This is a genomic window from Streptomyces sp. NPDC018263, assembly GCF_055562575.1.
In genome coordinates this window covers 156,303-175,451 of sequence record NZ_JBVHFA010000008.1, presented here as the reverse complement: position 1 = coordinate 175,451, position 19,149 = coordinate 156,303, and the positions used below count along the sequence as shown (strand labels likewise).

The 19,149-nt window shown below is 74.8% G+C and carries 18 protein-coding genes and 1 riboswitch; of the genes, 9 read left to right on the top strand and 9 right to left on the bottom strand.

Annotated features, from left to right (window positions below; translation table 11 throughout):
• Window positions 1-2: 2 nt before the first annotated feature.
• Window positions 3-203, bottom strand: a complete 201-nt coding sequence (gene thiS, locus ACZ3HQ_RS23645; RefSeq protein WP_031179934.1) for a sulfur carrier protein ThiS — start codon at window positions 201-203, stop codon at window positions 3-5.
• On the bottom strand, window positions 200-1,372 hold the full coding sequence (thiO, locus tag ACZ3HQ_RS23640; RefSeq protein WP_467513825.1) for a glycine oxidase ThiO: 1,173 nt from the start codon (window positions 1,370-1,372) through the stop codon (window positions 200-202). Before thiO ends, thiS begins: the two co-directional genes overlap by 4 nt.
• Before the next feature lie 8 nt (window positions 1,373-1,380).
• Window positions 1,381-1,493, bottom strand: a riboswitch (TPP riboswitch).
• Between the two features lie 51 nt (window positions 1,494-1,544).
• Between thiO and ACZ3HQ_RS23635 the strand changes: the two genes are divergently transcribed.
• The 6 genes from ACZ3HQ_RS23635 to ACZ3HQ_RS23610 all read left to right on the top strand — a co-directional run bounded on the left by ACZ3HQ_RS23635 (window position 1,545) and on the right by ACZ3HQ_RS23610 (window position 6,295).
• Window positions 1,545-1,898 (top strand): avidin-fold protein, encoded by a 354-nt coding sequence (locus ACZ3HQ_RS23635; RefSeq protein WP_467513823.1) that lies wholly within the window; start codon window positions 1,545-1,547, stop codon window positions 1,896-1,898.
• A gap of 74 nt (window positions 1,899-1,972) precedes the next feature.
• A complete protein-coding gene (locus ACZ3HQ_RS23630) occupies window positions 1,973-3,160 on the top strand; it encodes an NAD(P)/FAD-dependent oxidoreductase (protein WP_467514175.1) in 1,188 nt (395 codons plus the stop codon).
• 66 nt (window positions 3,161-3,226) lie between these two features.
• Window positions 3,227-3,592 (top strand): Rv2175c family DNA-binding protein, encoded by a 366-nt coding sequence (locus ACZ3HQ_RS23625; RefSeq protein WP_031179938.1) that lies wholly within the window; start codon window positions 3,227-3,229, stop codon window positions 3,590-3,592.
• An 82-nt stretch (window positions 3,593-3,674) separates the two neighbouring features.
• Entirely contained in the window at window positions 3,675-4,322 is a 648-nt protein-coding gene (gene thiE / locus ACZ3HQ_RS23620) for a thiamine phosphate synthase (protein ID WP_467513821.1), read from the top strand.
• A 111-nt stretch (window positions 4,323-4,433) separates the two neighbouring features.
• On the top strand, window positions 4,434-5,357 hold the full coding sequence (gene metF / locus ACZ3HQ_RS23615) for a methylenetetrahydrofolate reductase [NAD(P)H] (RefSeq protein ID WP_467513819.1): 924 nt from the start codon (window positions 4,434-4,436) through the stop codon (window positions 5,355-5,357).
• A 56-nt stretch (window positions 5,358-5,413) separates the two neighbouring features.
• Entirely contained in the window at window positions 5,414-6,295 is an 882-nt protein-coding gene (locus ACZ3HQ_RS23610; protein WP_467513817.1) for an SCO2102 family sporulation regulator, read from the top strand.
• A gap of 52 nt (window positions 6,296-6,347) precedes the next feature.
• On the opposite strand, the gene ACZ3HQ_RS23605 is transcribed toward ACZ3HQ_RS23610, so the two are convergent.
• From ACZ3HQ_RS23605 to ACZ3HQ_RS23590, 4 genes are all read right to left on the bottom strand, one after another.
• Window positions 6,348-7,838 (bottom strand): phytoene desaturase family protein, encoded by a 1,491-nt coding sequence (locus ACZ3HQ_RS23605; protein WP_467513815.1) that lies wholly within the window; start codon window positions 7,836-7,838, stop codon window positions 6,348-6,350.
• Window positions 7,839-8,219: 381 nt separating this feature from the next.
• Window positions 8,220-8,846: a TetR/AcrR family transcriptional regulator gene (locus ACZ3HQ_RS23600; protein WP_467513813.1), complete on the bottom strand. Its 627-nt coding sequence runs from the start codon at window positions 8,844-8,846 to the stop codon at window positions 8,220-8,222.
• 56 nt (window positions 8,847-8,902) lie between these two features.
• On the bottom strand, window positions 8,903-10,987 hold the full coding sequence (locus tag ACZ3HQ_RS23595) for a YhgE/Pip family protein (protein ID WP_467513811.1): 2,085 nt from the start codon (window positions 10,985-10,987) through the stop codon (window positions 8,903-8,905).
• Window positions 10,959-11,777 (bottom strand): ATP-binding cassette domain-containing protein, encoded by an 819-nt coding sequence (locus ACZ3HQ_RS23590; protein WP_467513809.1) that lies wholly within the window; start codon window positions 11,775-11,777, stop codon window positions 10,959-10,961. The genes ACZ3HQ_RS23595 and ACZ3HQ_RS23590 overlap by 29 nt, the downstream gene beginning before the upstream one ends.
• Before the next feature lie 227 nt (window positions 11,778-12,004).
• Here ACZ3HQ_RS23590 and ACZ3HQ_RS23585 point away from each other — a divergent pair, with 227 nt between their 5' ends.
• The 3 genes from ACZ3HQ_RS23585 to ACZ3HQ_RS23575 all read left to right on the top strand — a co-directional run bounded on the left by ACZ3HQ_RS23585 (window position 12,005) and on the right by ACZ3HQ_RS23575 (window position 14,120).
• Entirely contained in the window at window positions 12,005-12,478 is a 474-nt protein-coding gene (locus tag ACZ3HQ_RS23585; RefSeq protein ID WP_467513807.1) for an SAV_6107 family HEPN domain-containing protein, read from the top strand.
• Window positions 12,479-12,668: 190 nt separating this feature from the next.
• On the top strand, window positions 12,669-13,457 hold the full coding sequence (locus ACZ3HQ_RS23580) for a methyltransferase (RefSeq protein WP_467513805.1): 789 nt from the start codon (window positions 12,669-12,671) through the stop codon (window positions 13,455-13,457).
• Between the two features lie 276 nt (window positions 13,458-13,733).
• A complete protein-coding gene (locus ACZ3HQ_RS23575) occupies window positions 13,734-14,120 on the top strand; it encodes a DUF3040 domain-containing protein (protein WP_031179948.1) in 387 nt (128 codons plus the stop codon).
• 77 nt (window positions 14,121-14,197) lie between these two features.
• Here the strand turns inward: ACZ3HQ_RS23575 and ACZ3HQ_RS23570 are convergent, their stop codons facing one another.
• Genes ACZ3HQ_RS23570 through ACZ3HQ_RS23560 form a run of 3 tightly spaced genes read right to left on the bottom strand, consistent with a single transcriptional unit; the run spans window position 14,198 to window position 18,944 of the window.
• Complete coding sequence (locus ACZ3HQ_RS23570) at window positions 14,198-16,555, bottom strand: transglutaminase TgpA family protein (protein WP_467513803.1); 2,358 nt, start codon at window positions 16,553-16,555, stop codon at window positions 14,198-14,200.
• Window positions 16,552-17,865, bottom strand: a complete 1,314-nt coding sequence (locus ACZ3HQ_RS23565) for a DUF58 domain-containing protein (RefSeq protein WP_467513801.1) — start codon at window positions 17,863-17,865, stop codon at window positions 16,552-16,554. Before ACZ3HQ_RS23565 ends, ACZ3HQ_RS23570 begins: the two co-directional genes overlap by 4 nt.
• On the bottom strand, window positions 17,865-18,944 hold the full coding sequence (locus tag ACZ3HQ_RS23560; protein WP_467513799.1) for an AAA family ATPase: 1,080 nt from the start codon (window positions 18,942-18,944) through the stop codon (window positions 17,865-17,867). The genes ACZ3HQ_RS23565 and ACZ3HQ_RS23560 overlap by 1 nt, the downstream gene beginning before the upstream one ends.
• Between the last annotated feature and the right edge of the window lie 205 nt (window positions 18,945-19,149).

Below are 19,149 nucleotides of genomic sequence, written 5' to 3'. Positions count from 1 at the left end.
GGTCAGCCTCCCTGCACGGCGGTGAGGACCTCGACCCGGTCGCCCTCGGCCAGGCCGGTCTCGGCCCACCGGGTGCGCGGGACCACGGTCTCGTTGACGGCGGCGGCCACCCCGGAGGGCGCCGGGGCGAGGACACGTACGACGGCGTCCAGGGCGGTGCCGGGAGCCACCTCGCGGCGCTCGCCGTTGACGGAGATGTTCATGCGGAGTGCTCCAGAGTGGGGGAGGGGGCGGCGAAGCGGCGCGGCGAGAACGGGCGGGCCACCTCGGGCAGGCCCGCGCCGCACAGCACGTCGGCCATGACGTCCCCGGTGACCGGGGTGAGCAGCACGCCGTTGCGGAAGTGCCCGGTGGCCAGCAGCAGGCCGTCCAGGCCCGAGGGGCCGAGCAGCGGGGCGTTGTCGGGGGAACCGGGGCGCAGCCCGGCCAGGGTCTCGGTGAGCGGCAGCTCGGTGATGCCGGGCACCAGCTCATGGGCGTCACGCAGCAGCTCGTACACCCCGCCCGCGGTGACCGTGGTGTCGTACCCCAGCTCCTCGCTGGTCGCGCCGATCACCAGCTCGCCGTTCTCGCGCGGCACCAGGTACACCGGGCCGCCTCGCACCACGGCCCGCACGGTACGGCTGAGGAACGGCCGGTAGCGGGGCGGCACCGTCAGCCGCAGCACCTGCCCCTTCACCGGGCGCACCGGCGGTACGAGCGCCTCGGGCACGCCCTCCAGCCGCCCGCTCAGGCTGCCGCCCGCCAGCACCACCTGCCCGGCGGCCAGCGCGGCGCCGTCCGCCGTGGTGATCCCCGTGGCCCGGTCGCCCGTCACGTCCAGCCGCTCGGCCCAGGCGCGGTGGAAGACCACCCCGGCCCCCTCGCAGGCGGCCAGCAGTGCCGCCGCCAGCCGCCGGGGGTCGATCTGGTGGTCGCCGTCGGCCCGCAGCCCGCCGCGCACACCGGGCGCCAGCATCGGCTCCAGCCGGCGGCACTCCCGCCCCGACAGCCACGCGGAGTCCAGCCCGCAGCGGAGCTGGAGGTCGTGCACCTCGCGGAGCTGGGCGCGGTCGTCGGTGTCGAAGGCGACGGCCAGCGTGCCCGAGCGGCGGTAGCCCAGATCGTGGCCGGTGGCCTCGGCCAGCTCGGCGGCGAACGCGGGATAGCGGCGCGCGGAGGCCAGGTTGAGGGCGAGCAGCCCCTCCTCGCCGTGGTGCAGCTCGGTGACCGCGGCCAGCATCCCGGCCGCGACCCGCGCGGCCCCGCCACCGGGCTCGGGGTCCACGACGGTGACACTCAGCCCCCGCCCGGCCGCGCGCCAGGCGGTGACCAGGCCGATGAGCCCGCCCCCCACGACCAGGACGTCGGGGGCACCGGGTCGTTCGGACATACGTGACGGCATGGGCGTCCCGCCCCTCCCTTCGCCGGCATGACCCGGATCAGGTTCGTACGGTCGGAGGCCGCCAGCCTCCCTCTCAGCCCGGTGCGTCCGGGCTCCCGCGAGTGCAGTTACGGTGGCAAGCCTAGCCGCCCGCCCAGCTCACCCGTAAGGGAGCCCACGCATGCCCCGCTCGCTCGACGGACTCACCCTCGCCCCCGTGGCCGACCAGGCGCCGGGCCAGGTGGGCACCGGCACCCGGTTCGCCTACCACGAGCGCGACGGGCGGATCTGGGCCGAGTACGCGGGCGGCGACATCGCCCGCGGCCACCTCGTCGGCACCCGCGCCGGGGACCGGCTGGACTTCCGCTACGTGCAGCTCCGGCACGACGGCAGCACCGCCTGCGGGCACTGCGTCTCCACCGTGGTCGAGCTGCCCGACGGCCGGGTCCGGCTGGAGGAGGAGTGGGAGTGGGAGTCCGGGCCGGGCGCGGGCACCAGCGTGGTGGAAGAGGTCGGTGCCGGGCGCACGGGCTGACGCGGAGTCAGGTGACTTAGGGTGGCGATGTGAGCGAGCAGAGATCTCCGGAGGGTTCGGTACAGGAGCGGCACGTGGTCGTCGTCGGGGCGGGGATGGCCGGGGTGCAGACCGCCGTCGCCCTGCGCGAACAGGGCTTCACCGGGCCCGTCACCCTGATCGGCGCCGAACCGCACCCGCCCTACGACCGGCCCCCGCTGTCCAAGGCCGTCCTGCTGGGCACCGCCGACGGCTCCGCCTTCGACGTGGACTTCGCCTCGCTCGGCATCGACCTCCGGCTCGGCTGCGAGGCGCTGGGCGTCCGCCCCGCCGACCACGAGGTGGACACCGCCGACGGGCCCGTCCCGTACGACGTGCTGGTCCTCGCCACCGGCGCCGAACCCGTCCGGCTGCCCGGCACCGGCCAGGCGCCCGGCGTGCACCTCCTGCGCACCCTGGACGACGCCGAGCGGCTGCGCCCGGTGCTCGCCGGACAGCACGACGTGGTGGTCGTCGGCGCGGGCTGGATCGGCGCCGAGTTCGCCACCGCCGCCCGTGAGGCGGGCTGCGCGGTGACCGTCGTCGAGGCCGCCGACCGCCCGCTGGCCGGCGCCCTGCCCGCCGAGGTCGCCGCCCCGATGACCGCCTGGTACGCCGACGCCGGCGTCACCCTGCGCACCGGCACCCGGGTGGCGGCCGTCGAGCCCGGCGCGGTCGTGCTGGACGACGGCGCCCGGCTGCCCTCCGGCGCCGTCGTGGTCGGCATCGGCGCCCACCCCGCCACCGGCTGGCTGGCCGGCTCCGGCATCGCCCTCGGCCCGCACGGCGAGGTGCTGGCCGACGACCGGCTGCGCACCTCCGCGGAGGACGTGTACGCGGTCGGTGACTGCACCTCCTTCCCCTCGGCCCGCTACGCCGAGCGGCTGCTCGTCCACCACTGGGACAACGCCCTCCAGGGCCCCCGTACGGTCGCCGCCGACATCCTGGGCGAGGAGGCCGCGCCCTACGACCCGGTGCCGTACTTCTGGTCCGAGCAGTTCGGGCGGTTCGTGCAGTACGCGGGCCATCACGCGGCCGCCGACCGCACGGTGTGGCGTGGCGACCCGGCCGACCCCGCGTGGACCGTGTGCTGGCTGCGCGAGGGCCGTCTGGTGGCCCTGCTGGCGGTGGGCCGCCCGCGCGACCTGGCCCAGGGCAGACGGCTGATCGAGGCGGGCCGGCTGATGGACGCCGAGGCCCTGACCGACCCCGCGCTCCCGCTGAAGCAGGCCGTGGCCGAGTAGGCCGGGGGCCCGCGCCCGGAGTGGCCCGACTACCGGCTGTCGGTGGGGGATGGCAGGCTAGATGTCGTGACCGAGATTGACACCAAGACCGACGCACTTGTCCCCGCCTGGCTCACCCTCCCCGACATCGCCGAACAGCTCGACGTCGAGGTGACGCGTGTACGGCAGTTGGTCAAGGAGGGCCAGCTCATCGCCGTACGCCGCGGTGAGAACCGCGCGCTGCACGTCCCCGCCGCCTTCATCGACGAGGACAAGGTCGTCAAGGGCCTCACCGGCACCCTGACGCTCCTGCGGGACAACGGTTTCACGGACGAAGAGATGATCGAGTGGCTCTTCACCCCGGACCCCTCCCTGCCCGGCACCCCCGCGCAGGCCCTCAGTGAGAACCGCGGCACGGAGGTGAAGCGCCGGGCCCAGGCGCTGGCCGTCTGACCCACCGCGCACCAGGGCGGCACCCGGCCGGGTGCCGCCCCCGCAGTACGACCCGCACACCGAACACCGGGGGACCCACCGCATGCCCGACACCGCCCGCGCCCGCCTCGCCGACGCCCGGCTCTACCTCTGCACGGACGCCCGCAAGGAGCAGGGCGACCTCGCCGAGTTCCTGGACGCGGTGCTGGCCGGCGGTGTCGACATCGTCCAGTTGCGCGACAAGGGCATGGAGGCCGCCGAGGAGCTGGCCCACCTGGAGGTGTTCGCCGACGCCTGCGCCCGGCACGGCAAGCTGCTCGCGGTCAACGACCGGGCCGACGTGGCCCACGCAGCCGGTGCCGACGTGCTCCACCTCGGCCAGGGCGACCTGCCGGTGTCCGCCGCCCGCGCCATCCTCGGCGACCGGGTCCTGGTCGGCCGCTCCACCCACGCCGAGGCGGAGGCCGCCGCGGCCGCCGTCCAGGACGGCGTGGACTACTTCTGCACCGGCCCCTGCTGGCCCACCCCCACCAAGCCCGGCCGCCACGCCCCCGGCCTCGGCCTCGTCCGGTACACGGCGGGCCTCAAGACCGAGCGCCCCTGGTTCGCCATCGGCGGCATCGACCGCACCAACCTGGACGAGGTGCTCGACGCGGGCGCCCGCCGGGTCGTCGTGGTCCGCGCGCTCACCGGGGCGGACGATCCCGGTGCCGCCGCGGCCGAGTTCGCCAAGCGGCTCCGCGAGGTCTGAGCGCAGGCCGTCCCGGGAACCTGTCCCAAGGGGTGGACAAGTGGCCCGGCAATTCGGCCAAATCGCCGGTGCCCGGTTGGGTCACCGCCCACCCGTGGCTAACCTGCGGGTATGGCCCTCGGAACCGCATCCACCAGGACTGATCGCGCCCGGACCGTGCGGGACATCCTCGCCACCGGCAAGACGGCGTACTCCTTCGAGTTCTACGCGCCGAAGACCCCGCAGGGCGAGCGCAACCTGTGGAACGCGCTGCGCAGGGTCGAGGCCGTCGCGCCCGACTTCGTCTCCGTCACCTACGGCGCGGGCGGCACCACCCGTGCCACCACGGTCAAGGAGACCCAGCAGATCGTCGTCGACACGACGCTCACCCCGGTCGCCCACCTCACCGCCGTCGACCACTCGGTGGCCGAACTCCGCAACATCATCGGCCAGTACGCCGACGCCGGCATCCGCAACATGCTCGCCGTGCGCGGCGACCCGCCCGGCGACCCGATGGGCGACTGGGTGGCGCACCCCGAGGGGCTGCGGTACGCGGCCGAACTGGTGCGCCTCATCAAGGAGTCGGGGGACTTCTGCGTGGGCGTCGCCGCCTTCCCGGAGATGCATCCGCGCTCCGCCGACTGGGACACCGACGTCGCCCACTTCGTGGACAAGTGCCGTGCGGGCGCCGACTACGCCATCACGCAGATGTTCTTCCAGCCCGAGTCCTACCTCCGGCTGCGCGACCGGGTCGAGGCCGCGGGTTGCGAAACCCCCGTCATTCCGGAGATCCTGCCGGTCACCAGCGTGAAGATGCTGGAACGGCTGCCGAAGCTGAGCAACGCGCTGTTCCCGGCCGAGCTGAAAGAGCGCATCCTCTCGGCGAAGGACGACCCGGCGGCGGTACGCTCCCTGGGCATCGAGTTCGCCACGGAGTTCTGCGCTCGGCTGCTCGCCGAAGGAGTGCCCGGACTGCACTTCATCACGCTGAACAACTCCACGGCGACGCTGGAAATCTACGAGAACCTGGGCCTGCACCACCCCCCGCGGGCCTAGACCGGCCGCACCGCGATGGGACACACTGCGTAACGGTCACTGGGAGAGGGGCGTACATGGGCTGGACGGTCCTCTACATCGCGTTCGGCGTCGTCGCGCTGTGGTTGCTCGGCGAAGTGCTGCTGCAGTACAAGGCGCGGCTGCGCTGGCGGCTGCTCGCCTTCACCGGGTTCCTCGGTGTGGTGGTCGGCGTGCTGATGCCGTCGGTCGTCGTCATCGGTCTCGGCGCCATCGCGTTCGCCGTCGGGCAGACCTACGTCACGCTGTCGTTCCGCAAGGGCTTCGCGGCCGGCTGGGCCGTCAAGCGCCCCGACGACGAGGAGGCGGGCCCGGTCACCCGGCGCCGCCGCAACCGCTCCGAGCACCAGGACCCGGCCCTCAGCGCCCCCGAGCCGGACGAGTCCGCCGACTTCGGCCAGGACCACCCCGGCCCGGCGACCGCGGCCCACACCGACGGCTACGGCGCCTACGACGGGGACGACGCCTACGACCGCGACGACGTGTTCACCCCGGTCCGCCCCGACCCCACCGCCGCCGAGACCACCTCGGTCTACGAGCCCCAGCCCATGCCCGACGACACCGGCAGCTACGGCGTCTACGGCGACGGCACCCCGGCCCAGCCCCAGCAGACCGACCAGGCGTACGCCTACGACTACTCGGGCTACGGCCAGCAGGGCTACGCCCCGAGCGGCTACGACACCGGCGCCCAGCAGGCGTACCCCGGCTACACCGACCCCTACGGCCAGGGCTACGAGGGCGGCTACGACAACTCCGGCTACGCGCAGCAGGGTTACGCCCAGCAGGGCTACGGCCAGGACGCGTACGGCGGCCAGGGCGAGACCCCGGCGGGCGGGGTGTGGGTGCCGCAGCAGCGCACCGACGAGAACTACGACGGCGAACTCCCGCCCGAGCAGCAGCAGTACCCCTACCAGGGCTAGACCCAGCAGCACACCACCGGCTACGACGAGCAGTACCGCTACTGAGCGCCGCTCACGTCGAGCCGCGGAACTCCGGCCCCTCCACCACGAGTCCGGCCACCATCGCCCCCGACATCCCGGCGTGCGGCAGCCCGCCGCCGGGGTGGGACCAGCCACCGACCCGGTACAGGCCGGGCAGGCGCGTGGAGTTGGCGGGGTGCAGGAATCCGCCGTCGCCCGCCGCGAGTGAGGGGGCGGGGACCGCGCCGCAACGGGCGCCGGTCTCGGCCGAGTTGTGGTCCGGGGTGCGGATCTCGTGCCAGAGCAGGCGGTCGCGCAGGGCCGGGATCGCCCTGGCGGCCGCGTCGAGCAGGACCTCCGCATGGCGGGCGTCCACGTCCAGGCCGGCGGGCAGGGTCGCCCGCACCACCGCCGACTCGTGGGCGTCGTCCGGGCGCAGCGCCGGGTCGTCGGGACGCAGCACGGTGACCGTGGGGACGGGGAAGGGATCGCCGCCCGGGTTCGCCAGGAAGTCCAGCTCCGCCGCCGCGTCCGGCGCGTGGACGACCGTACGGTGCGCGGCCCCCGCCTCGCGGGCGCCCCTCAGCGCCAGCAGCAGGGTCAGCCGGGCGGCGCCGCGCTCGCCGGGGCGCACATCGCCAGTGCCGTCCAGCGGGCGGTCCGTCAGGCGGGCCGGCAGCGCCGGGTCCACGCCGGCCACCACGTGGTCGGCGTCCACCACCGTGCCGTCGGCCAGCTCGACACCCGCCGCGCGGCCGTCCTTCACCGTGATCCCGGTGACCTCGGCGCCGAACACGAACTCCACCCGGCGCCGCACACAGCGCTCGTACACCGCGCGGGCCAGCTCGCGGATGCCGCCGCGTACGTACCAGGTGCCGAAGGCATGCTCCAGGTACGGCAGGACGGCCGCGCTCGCCGGAGTGGTGCGCGGGTCCAGGCCGTGGGCGAGGGCGTGGCCGGTGAGCAGGGCGGTGAGGCGGTCGTCGCGCAGCTCCCAGCCGGCGACCTCGGCGAGGGTGGTGGCCCGGCGGGTGCGCAGCAGGCGCTTGTGCGGGACGGCCGGATAGGGCTCGCGCTCCGCCAGCACCTGCCAGTTGGGCCACAGCGGCTCCTCCAGCAGAGGGCGCCGGGTGCGGTCCCAGGCTTCGCGGGCCCGCACCAGGAAGTCGCCCCAGCGCTGTCCGACCCCGGCGCCCAGCGCCTCGTCCAGCGCGGAGACGACACCGGCGCGCGAGGCGTTGGGCACGGCGACTTCGGTGCCGTCCGCGAAGAGGTGGCGGGAGGAGGGGTCGACCTGGACCAGCTCGACCAGGTCCTCCAGCGGCTCCTTGCCGGTCTTCAGGAACAGGTCACGCCAGACCGCGGGCAGCGGCAGCAGACCGGGGCCGGTGTCGAAGGCGAACCCGTCCCGCTCGAAGCGGCGCACCGCCCCGCCGTACGTGTCCGTCCGCTCGTACACCGTCACCCGGTGGCCCGCGACGGCCAGCCGGGCGGCCGCCGCCAGCGCGCCCATCCCGGCGCCGATCACCGCAATCCGTGCCATGACGGCGACTTTACCGACCACCACCGACAGTGCCCGGCCCCGGGCCCGAACGCGGGGGCTTGAGTACCCGTACCTAGACGTACAGATGAGTAGCCGCGCGGATGGGCCGGGGACGGCCCGGACGGGAGAGTGGAGACACGGCCAGGGGGCGCGGCCCGGCACCGCCGACACGGGGCGGCGGAACGGACCCGCCCGCCGGCCGCTCCTTCCGCCGATCCGTCGGCGGAAGCGAGACATGGGGCCGTGGCCGTGAGGGCCACGGGGACCGCGGTGGGAACCGTACGGGGGAGCCACGGGGGAGTACGGGGGAGAGCGAGGGCGCCGGACCGGCAGTACGCGGTCCGGCGCCCTCCGCGCGCCCCTGGGTCCCGGAGTGCGGCCTCAGCCCCCGCTGACCCGCCCCTGGAGCAGCCGGGACAGCGCGGAGTGCACGTCGTCCAGCGACCGCTCCGGCTGGAACGCCTGCCAGTCCAGCGCGGCCACCAGCACCATCCCGACCAGCGCGGCCGCCGTGAGCTGGACATCGATCTCGGCGCTGAACTCCCCGGCCGCCACGCCGTCGCGCAGCACCCCCTCCACCACGGCCACGGCCTGCTGGCGCACCACCATCAGGGTCGACTGCCAGGCGCGGTTGGTGCGCCACAGCTCGGCCACGTAGAGCTGGGTGAAGGCCGGGTAGCGGTCGATGAAGACCAGGCCCGCGCGGACCATCGCGTCCAGCGCGTCCACCCCGCCGCCGCCCTCGCGGGCGGTGCGCTCGGCGGCCTCCCGCAGCGAGGCGGTGAGCAGGCCGACGCCGTGCCGCAGCAGCTCCTCGAAGAGCACCGACTTGCTGGCGAAGTTGTAGTAGACGGTGCCCTTCGCCACCCCGGCGCGCTCGGCGATCTCGTCCACCGTGGTCGCGGAGAACCCCTGCTCGGCGATGAGGGTGACGGCCGCCTCGTAGAGCTTCTGCCGGGTGGCCTCGCGGCGCGTGCCGCCGGCGGGCCGGGCGCTGGTGCTTTCCATGGACCCGATTCTCACAGGTGCGCCGGGCCGCCGGGCCGCCTCCGCCGCCCCGGCGCTCACAGGCTCAGCTCCGGGTGCAGCCGCTGGAGCGTCCACACCTGGCGGCGCCGGGCGGTGAGCGCGGTCAGCGCCAGGGCGCCCGCGGTGAACGCCGTCAGCACCAGGCACGCCTGCCACACCGGGCCGAGCCCGCCGCCGGTGATCAGCCGGCGCAGCGCGGAGACCACGTAACTCATCGGCAGGAACGGGTGGATGGCGTTGAAGAAGCCCGGACTGGTCTGCACCGGGTAGGTGCCGCCCGCCGAGGTGAGCTGGAGCATCAGCAGCGCCAGCACCAGGATGCGCCCCGCCGCGCCGAAGCGGGCGTTGAGCCACTGCACGATCGCCGTGAAGCACGCCGTGACCAGGAACAGGAACGCGGTCGTCCCGGCCGCCCGCGCCATCTCCAGCCCGATGCCGAAGTGCAGTACGGACATCAGCGCGGCCGTCTGGAGCACCCCCACCGCCAGCACCGGCAGCCAGCCCGCCAGCGCGATCCGCCAGGACGGGGCACCGGCCGCCAGGGCCCGCCGGTTGAGCGGCGGGATCAGCATGTAGGCGACCATCGCGCCGACCCACAGCGACAGCGGGATGAAGTACGGGGCGAACCCGGTGCCGTAGTTGGGCGCGTGGTGCAGATCGGCGGAGGAGAGCCGGACGGGGTCCGCCATGACGCCGGTCCGCTGGTCGCGGGCGCGCTCGTCGTAGTCGGGGATCTTCCCGGCACCCTCGTGCAGGCCGTCCGCCAGCCGCTCGGCGCCGTCGGTCAGCTTGTACAGGCCGCTGTCCAGGGACTTCGCGCCCGACTCGGCGGTGCCGATGCCCCGGTGCAGGGTGGCCGCGCCGGACTGGGCGGTGCCGAGGCCGGTGTGCAGCTTCTTCGCCCCGGCGGCGACCGCGTTCGCGCCCGCGTTCAGCCTGTCGATCCGGGCGACCGCGTCGGCGACGTCCTGGTGCAGGTGCGGGGCGCGCTCGGCGAGGGCGTCGGCCTGCCGGCGCAGGGTGGTGAGGTTCTTCCGCATGGTCGTCAGATCACCGCCCTGCGCGGCGACGACCTTGTTCAGATCGTCGGCCACCACCGACACGTCGTCCGCCGCCTTCTGGGCCTTCGCCAGGTCCGGGCAGGCCGGGTCGGGTACGGGCGGGGTCTCGCAGCGGGTCCTGTGCACCCGGTCCAGTACGGCGGCGGAGGCGTGGGCGGTCCTCGCGGCGCCGGGGGCGAGCCGGACCAGGGTGTCGAGGTTGTCCTGCACCGTCGCGGCCGAGTCGGAGACCAGGCGGGCGGTGGCCCCGATCGTCCTCCCGTTCTTCTGGAGGAACGGCCCGGCCTTGGCGTACGCCCCGTCGACCTTGTTCGCCAGGGTCTGGGTGCCGGCCGCGACCTGGCGGGAGCCGTCCTCCAGGTCACCGGCGCCCTTGTCGAGCCGGGTCAGGCCCTTGGCGAGCTTGCCGCTGCCGCTGTCGGCCTCCTTCAGGCCGTCCGCGAGCTTCCGGGCGCCCTTCTCCGCCTTGCCCAGTCCCTTCCTCAGCTTGTCGGCGCCCTCGGCGGCGGTCTCGGTCCTGTCGTGCAGGGTGGAGAAGTTGACGAAGATCCGGTCCAGGAAGGTCCGGGAGGTCTTAGTGGACGCGGCCGAGCGGACCTCGGCGAACACGGTCCGGGAGATCTGGCCGACGATGTAGTTGTTCGCGTCGTTGGTGCGCACCTGGAGCGCGCCGGTCTCCGGGGAGTCACCCGAACTGGACGCGATACGGCGGCTGAAGTCGGCCGGGAGGGTCAGCGACAGGTAGTACGTGCCGTCCTCCACACCCCGCCGGGCCTCGGCCGCGTCGACCTCGTGCCACTCGAAGGTCCGCCGCTCACGCAGCCCCTCGACGATGTCGGCACCGGCATGGATCTTCTTCCCGGCCGCCGTCGCGCCCTGGTCCTCGTCGACGAGGGCGACGGGGACGCGGTCCAGGCGGCCGTACGGGTCCCAGAACGACCACAGGTACAGGGCGCCGTAGAGCAGGGGCAGCACCAGCAGCGCGACCAGCGCGGCGCGCGGCAGCCGGCCCCGGCCGAACCGGCGCAGCTCAAGCGCGGCCAGCTTCGGTGAGCGCATCGGGGGCCTCCTCTCGGGGGGCGTCCTCGGTGTCTTCTGAGGCTTCGGTGTCTTCGGTCGGCTGGTCCTTGGTGGGCTCGTCGTCTTCCTCGGGTCCGGCCTCGGCGGGCGCCGTGGAGACGGTGACGCAGTCGTCGGGGGCGGTGCGGCACACGGCCAGGACCGTCGTCCCCGCGTCGGCCAGGGAGCGCAACAGGTCCCACACCTCGGCCCGTTCGGCCGCCGAGAGCTTCAGCTCCACGTCGTCCACCGCCAGCAGCCGGGGCCGGCCGATCAGTGCCAGCGCCACGGACAGCCGCAGCTCCGCCGGCCGCTCCAGGTCCCGTACGGCCGTGCGTGAGCCCTTCGGCAGCCCGTCCAGGTCGAGCCCGGCGGCGGCCAGGGCCGCGTCCGCGCGCAGCCGGGCCTCGTGGGCGCGCTGCGGACGCGGATGCAGCGCCTCGCGCAGCGAGTCGCCGAACCGGCGCTGCAGCAGGGCCCGTTCACGCAGGTGCTCGCCCACGGTCAGCGCGGGCTCCAGGTCGGTCACCCCGGCGACGTTGGCCACCGCGCTGAACCGGCGTACCGCCCCCATCCGCCGGGGGAGGGCGAGGCCGCCGACGGACGCCTCGCCCTCCGTCGGCCTCATCCGCCCGGTGAGCGCCAGCAGCAGAGACGTACGGCCGGAGCCGGACGGTCCCTCCACGGCGATCAGCGAACCCGGCCCGGCCTCGAAGCCGATGTCCCTGAAGGCCCACCCCCGTGGCCCCTTGAGCCCGAACCCCCCGGCCGTGACGTCCACGCCGTGCACAAGCCCCCGCCTCTCCCCGGAACAACTTTTGAACTGACTGGTCAGTTCAAAAGTATGCCCGAACAGACGTGCGCGACAAAGCCCGGATGCCCCACAGGTGTTCCCCGATGCCCCCGCGTGCGGGCCCAGTTGGGGTGAAACGCCAGGTCGGAACGGATTGTCAGTGGCATACCGCACGATGTGGGCATACGGCATCCGTGCCGTCACCGGACGACAGGAGGTTCGTCATGACCAGCTCGTCAGCGGCCACCGCCGCGAGCGACGTCCACCCCGTGCTCCGCCGGTCCACAGCACCGCCCGCCGCCCTCGCCCTGCTCGCCCAGGCCCACACCACGCTGGACGAGGCCACCGCCATGGAGACCCCGAACGAGCGGTACGCCCTGGCCCACCTCGCCGCCCTCCGCGCGGCCGCCGCCGTCCTCGCCGTCCGGGGACGGCCCGAGGCCACCGCGCGCCGCCGGGCCCGTATCCGCCCCGCCTGGGAGGTGCTGCCCGAGCTGGCGCCGGAGCTGGCCGAGTGGAGCGCCCTGTTCGCCTCCGGCGCCGACCGCCGGGCCCGCGCCGAGGCCGGCATCCGGGGCGCGGCCGGCCCCCGCGACGCGGACGACCTGATACGCGACGCGGGCATGTTCCTCCGCCTGATCGAGCGGATGCTCGCCCTCCAGCCGGTGCTGCCCCGGACCAGCCCGGAGAACGCCTGACGCGGGGTTGTCGTCCACTGGGCGAGACGCGGACCACCGCACCCGGCGGGGGTGGCGGGGCGCGGCGGGCGAGGCCATAGGGTGGAGGCGCCTTACGTCTCCACCTGCCGCGCACCTCCCCGTGACCGGCCGGGGAGACCCCCATCGCGCCGCCGGGCAACGGGCGGTGCCGTGCCGAGGAGCAACAGCCGTGCCGGACCCGACGCGCCCCCGCGCCTCTCTCCGTACCGCCGTGGTGTGGGACGTCCTCAAGGACGCCCTCGACCGCCGGGTCAAGGCCACGGGGCGGGACTCGCTGGACGTGCTGGACACCGGCGGCGGCAGCGGCAACTTCGCCGTGCCCGCCGCCCGGCTCGGCCACCGCGTCACCGTCGTCGACCCCAGCCCCAACGCGCTCTTCGCCCTGGAGCGCCGGGCCGCCGAGGCGGGCGTGGCCGAGCGCGTCCGGGGCGTCCAGGGCGACGCCCACGGCCTCTTCGACGTGGTCGAGCGCGGCGGCTACGACGCGGTGCTCTGCCACGGCGTGCTGGAGTACGTGGACGACCCCGCCGAGGGCGTCGGCAACGTGGTCGCCGCGCTGCGCCCCGAGGGCGTGCTCAGCCTGCTCGCGGCCGGCCTCGGGGGCGCCGTCCTGGCCCGCGCCCTGGCCGGGCACTTCACCGAGGCCCGCCAGGCCCTCGCCGACCCCGACGGCCGCTGGGGCGAGGGCGACCCCGTGCCGCACCGCTTCACCCCCGAACAGCTCACCGCCCTGGTCGAGGGCGCGGGTCTGCGGGTCGGCGCCGTGCACGGCGTCCGCGTCTTCGCCGACCTGGTGCCCGGCGTCCTGGTGGACACCGAGCCGGGCGCGCTGGACGCCCTGCTGCGGCTGGAGGCCGCCGTGGCGGAGCTGCCCGCCTTCCACTCCGTGGCCACCCAGGTCCATGTGCTCGGCGAGACCCGCGGGACGGAAGTGCCCGCGGAAGGCGCCGGAGACTGAACCGGCCCCGCGGGACACGGCGCTGATCAGGGGCGCGGCGGCAGATGGAGTACGCCACAAGCCCCCCGATCGAGGGGTTTGCGCCGTATGATCGAGGTACACCGACCGGCATGACGGGTCGGCCGCCGGGGAATGACAGCCTCAGCGAGCCGGGACGCCCTGACGGACCGGTTGGCCAGATGGCGCAGAGGGGCGGGTTTCACGGGGGCGATTCCCTGCCTATCCTGAAAGGACCCCCCAGAGTCGCCCCGGCGACTGCACGATGAGGAGGACTCCGTGCCGCTCTCGGAGCACGAGCAGCGCATGCTCGAGCAGATGGAGCGAGCGCTGTACGCCGAAGATCCCAAGTTCGCGTCGGCGCTCGAGGGAAACGGGCTGCGGACCTACACCCGGCGCCGGGTCTACCAGGCGGTCGCGGGCTTCCTCGTCGGTATCGCGCTCCTCATGGCCGGTATGGTCGCCCAGTTGATCTGGATCAGTGTCGTCGGCTTCCTCGTGATGCTCGGCTGTGCCGTACTCGCCGTCACCGGATGGCGCAAGGCGCCCAAGCCGGGTGAAACCCCCAAGGGCCACACCAGGCGCCGCCCCGTCCGGCGGAAACGTACCGTCATGGAACGCATCGAGGACCGCTGGCAGCGCCGCCGGGACGAACAGGGCCACTGAGCCGGACTCCCCAGGTTTTCGTACGAGGGGGTGACCACCGATTCCGGTGGTCACCCCCTCGGCCGTGTCCGGCCCCGCTACGCCTCCCCGCGCGCCGGCCGCAGCGCCGCCGCCCGCGCCCGGAGCGCCGCCCAGCGGTCCCGCGCCGACCACAGCACCCGCCGGGCCGAGCGCGGCGCGAACAGCGCCCGCAGCCGGGTGCCCCGGCCCACCGGGGCCGCCAGCCCGGCGATCACCCGGCGCACGTCCTGGGCGAGGTCCGGCGCCGATCGCGGCTCCGGCGCGTACAGCACCTGCTCCAGCGCGGCCGCCACCCGGTGCACCGCGGCCCCGGCCTCCCCGTCCAGTCGCCCCAGCCGCACGATGCGGGCCGCCGAGCCGCGCGGGGTCAGCGAGTCGTCCGGTATCACCCCGTGGTCCCAGGCACTGTCGGTCAGCTCCCGCCAGGCCGCCGGCGTCTGCTCGGCCGGGCCGGGGAAGTGCCCGTCCAGCCGTCTGGCCCGCGCCCGGGTCCGCCACAGCATCGGGGACAGCGGGAGCACCACCAGCGCCAGCGCGCCCAGCACGATCAGCGCGGTCCACAGCCCGTTCGACGGACCCGCGCCCCCACCCGGCGCCGCGACCGCCGCCGACGGGCCGGCACACGCCCCCGACTTCTCCCGCGCCGCGCACGTCTCGCTCTGCGTCGCCGCCGCCGAAGGCTCTTCGGACGCCCCGCGCGAGGGCAGTTCCCGGTCCGGGCGGGCGCTGCCCGGGGTGTCCTGCCGGGTGTACGCCGGGGTCGTGCCCCGCGTCGGCGTCGGCTCGAACCGGGTCCAGCCCACTCCCTGGAAGTACAGCTCCGGCCAGGCGTGCGCGTCCTTCAGGCTCACCGACACCGAGCCGTCGCCCTGCGGAGTCCCCGGCGCGAAACCGACCGCCACCCTGGCCGGAATGCCCAGCGTGCGGGCCATCGCGGCCATGGCGAAGGAGAAGTGGACGCAGAACCCCTCCTTCTTCTTGAGGAAGTTGGCGATCGCGTTCGCGCCCCGGCCCACCTGCACCTCGGTGTCGTACCGGAAGCCGCCGTCCACCGAGAACCAGTCCTGGAGCCGTACCGCCTCCTCGTAGTGGTTGCGCGCCCCCGAGGTGACCTCCTCGGCGGTCCGCGCCACCACGTCCGGCAGCCGGGACGGCACCCGGGTGTACTCCCGTTCCAGCGCGGCCGGCGGCTTGGGGGCGTCGGCGAGCTGCTTCGCGGTCGGCCGCAGGTCCAGGCTGGTGACCTGGTAGGTCTCGCCGCGCGTGGTCTGCCCGTGGTCGCCGACCAGGGTCATGCCGACCGGCTCGTACCGCCAGTTGCCGTCGATCCGGACCCCGCTCGGCGGATACGGCATCGGCAGCCAGTCCTGGGCGTACCAGTCCGCCGCCGTGATCACCGTGCGCAGCGTGGTCCGCTTGACGTCGTCGCTCAGGCCCGCCGGGGCCGGGAAGACCCCTGGCACCGCCGCGATGCGGCGCTGGGACGGCTTCCAGTCGGTGCCGTCGAAGTCGTCCAGGGACACTATCCGCACATACATGTCCGGCACCTCGCCGGAGCTGGGCCGCAGGGAGAGCACCTGGCGGTCGTCGTCCACGTTCAGGCTGTCCCGCAGCGACACCAGCGGGTTCACCGCCGAGATCGTGCCGCCCCGGCCGTTGCCCGCGCCGACACCCGACCCCGCCTGGCCCAGCAGGCCGCCGTTCAGCGTCGGCAGGGCCAGCGGCACCACCAGGGCCACGCCCAGCGCCACCGCGCCGATCCGGCGCCCGGTGCGCGCCGGGGCCGTCACCCCGGCCGCCGGGGCACCGGCGCGCGGGGCGCCGCCGAAGACCCGGCCCCACTGGGCGAGCCGCTCCCGGCCCTCCGCGAGCAGCAGCATCAGATAACCGGCCGCCGCCACCAGGAACCACAGCCAGTCCGCCGCCCCGTCCGACAGCCCGGCCGCCACCGAGTACAGCGCCAGCAGCGGCAGCCCCGCGGGTGCCGCGCGCCGGAAGGTCACCGCCAGGGTGTCCACCAGCAGATGCACCAGCAGCACCCCGCCGACCAGCAGCAGCCGGATGCCGTCGGTGAGCGGCGCCGGGATCGCGTAGTGGTTCACGTCGTCCGCGCCCTGCCCGAACAGTGCCCCGAACCGCAGGAACGCATCCGGCCCCGGCAGCAGCCCGCCCAGCGCCTCGGCCCGCGCGAAGACCAGCGTCAGCAGCACCAGCGTCACCAGCAGTTGCGCCGACAGCGTCAGCGACCGGGACAGCGGAACCCGCCGGGCCGCGATGCCCACCCCCGCCTGCACGGCCACCAGCAGGGCCGACAGCAGCAGCCAGGTGGGGCCGTCGACCAGGGGCAGCAGGGCCGAGGACGCCATCAGCGTCGCCGCCGCCGCGCACAGCGCCAGTCGTGCCCGCCCGCTCATCCCCGTGCCCTCCCGCTCAGCGCGGCCGGACCCGGCCGCTCCTGGTCCGCCTGCCGCCACAGCTCCTCCAGCGAGGCCCCGCGCGGCACACCCAGCGCCGTCCAGCCGCCCTCGCGCAGCACCCGGAGCCGCTGGGGCAGCGGGGCGTTCGGCTCGGGTACCGCCGTCGGCTCGCGCGTCCAGTCGTCCGGGTCCAGTACGAAGGCGACCGCGCCGCCGCGCCTGCGCATCCGGGCCACCGAGGCCGCCTGGCCGCCGTCCAGGTCACCGAGGAAGGCGACCAGCAGCCCGTCGTGCCCGTCGCGCAGCACGTCGTACGCGCCCGCCAGGTCGGTGCCGTCGGAGTGATCGATGACCGCGAGGGTGTCCATCATCAGCGCGGCCGCCGCCGCCCGTTCGTGCCCCGAGCCGCCCTCGCCGGACACCGTGACCCCGAAGTCCGTCAGCAGCCGCACCGAGAACCCCCGCTCCAGCAGATGCGCCACCACCGAGGCTGCCCCCGACACCGCCCACTCGAAGGCCGAGCCGGGGCCCGCGCCCTCGTAGGCCACCGCGCGGGTGTCCAGCAGCACGGTGCACCGCGAGCGGCGGGGCTGCTCCTCGCGGCGCACCATCAGCTCGCCGTGCCTGGCGGTGGAGCGCCAGTGCACCCGGCGCAGGTCGTCGCCGTGCCGGTAGCCGCGCGGGATCAGGTCGTCCTCGCCGGCCAGTGCCAGCGAGCGCTGCCGCCCGTCGCCGTGCCCGAGCGACTCCCCGCCGAACCGGACCGGCGGCAGCGGCTCCACCCGGGGCAGCACCGTCAGCGTGTCGTACGCCGAGGAGGACCGGGTCAGCTCGCACATCCCGAACGGGTCGCTCAGCCGCACCTGGAGCGGCCCGAGCCGGTATCGGCCGCGCAGGTCCGAGCGCACCCGGTAGGACACCTCGCGATGCCCGCCCGGCTCGACCCGGTCCAGCACGAACCGCGGCCGGGGCCCCAGCACGTACGGCACCCGGTCCTGGAGCATCAGCAGGCCGGTGGGCAGGCGGGAGACGTTGTCCACGCGCAGCCGCACCCGTGCCTCCCCGGCCGCGGGCACCCGCGTGGGGGCCAGACCGCGCTCGGCGGTCACCCGGTGCCGGGTGCGGTGCAGCACGGTCGCGCAGAGCAGCGGCAGCACCGCCAGGAGCAGGCCCACCCGCAGCAGATCGTCCTGGCCCAGCACATAGGCGCAGATCGCGGCGGCGATCCCGGCGGCCAGGAAGGAGCGCCCGCGGGTGGTGAGCCCCGACAGCGTCGCACGCACCCCGCCCCGCCCCCCGGCGGACATCACCGACCCCTGGGAGACCGCAGCGGACGCGGGGGACGGGCCGGTGAGGCGTCCAGGCCGTCGTAGCCGCTCTGCCGGCCGGTGGTGGGCACGGCCGTGTGCTGAATGATCTCCCGCACCACGTCCTCCGCCGTCCGGCCGCCGAGCTGCGCCTCCGAGGTGGGCAGCAGGCGGTGGGCCAGCACGGGCGGGGCGAGCGCCTGGAGGTCGTCCGGCAGCGCGTACTCCCGGCCCTCCAGGGCGGCGGACGCCTTCGCCGCGCGCAGCAGGTGCAGCGTCGCGCGCGGGGAGGCGCCGAGTCTGAGGTCGGGGTGGGACCGGGTGGCGGCGACCAGCTCCACCGCGTACCGCCGCACGGCCTCGGAGACGTGCACCGCGCGCACCGCCTCGATCAGCTTCACGATCTCGTGCGCGTGCGCCACCGGCTCCAGGTCCTCCAGCGGGGAGGCCCCGCCGTGCACGTCCAGCATCCGCAGCTCGGCCTCGACGCTCGGATAGCCCACGGAGACACGGGCCATGAAGCGGTCGCGCTGGGCCTCGGGCAGCGGGTACGTGCCCTCCATCTCGACCGGGTTCTGCGTCGCCACCACCATGAAGGGGCTCGGCAGTTCGTAGCTGTGGCCGTCGATGGTGACCTGGCGCTCCTCCATGGACTCCAGCAGCGCCGACTGGGTCTTGGGGGAGGCGCGGTTGATCTCGTCGCCGATCACGATCTGCGCGAAGATCGCCCCCGGCTTGAACTCGAAGTCACCGCCGCGCTGGTCCCAGATGGAGACCCCGGTGATGTCCGAGGGCAGCAGGTCGGGGGTGAACTGGATGCGCCGCACCGAGCAGTCGATGGACCGCGCCAGCGCCTTGGCCAGCATGGTCTTGCCCACGCCGGGCACGTCCTCGATCAGCAGATGCCCCTCGGCCAGCAGCACGGTCAGCGCCAGCCGTACGACCTCGGGCTTGCCCTCGATCACGTCCTCCACCGAAGCGCGGACCCGCTCCGCGGTGGCCGTCAGCTCCCGCCCCGCGCCCGACTCCGTTCGAGCGGGGACGCCCCCCTGGCTCGCCCGATCGTCATAGGTCGTCACCCGGCCCTCCTCGGCCCGTCATCACCCAGGGCCTGTGCACGCGAGCGCGACCGGCCCACCCCGGAACTGCGACGCCGCACGGACCAGGCCGCGCGCCGTCACACCACGCATTCTTGCCGCCGTTACGGATTCGTGTCACCGCCTGTGGACAACTGCCCCCGTGATGCCGGGCTTGCGGCCCTTTCACCCCCCGCCACAAGGGCGG